This window comes from Alteromonas sp. ABH4_457, assembly GCF_056160625.1.
On the sequence record NZ_JBSWXN010000039.1, the window covers coordinates 1 to 226 of the forward strand.

Below are 226 nucleotides of genomic sequence, written 5' to 3' on the forward strand. Positions count from 1 at the left end.
CCGACACGTTCACATCCAGTAAGCCTTCTGAAATTGCCATGGGCACGTTGGCGGACCAGGTACCGTCGCCGAGAACTGTCGCGTTGAAGCTTTGGGTATCACCGTTACCGTCGGTAATGTCGATGGTTACGATACCGCCGATTTCGTCAGACGTACCGCTGATAAGCGGTGTGTCGCTGGCGAGGTCACTAATGGCATTCACGTTCAGCACTGGCAGTGTCAGGTC

The 226-nt window shown here is 55.3% G+C and carries 1 protein-coding gene; it reads right to left on the reverse strand.

Annotated elements, in window-relative coordinates; genetic code table 11:
* A partial coding sequence (locus ACXAGR_RS23840; protein WP_474852934.1) for a hypothetical protein occupies positions 1-226 on the reverse strand: 226 nt, incomplete at both ends.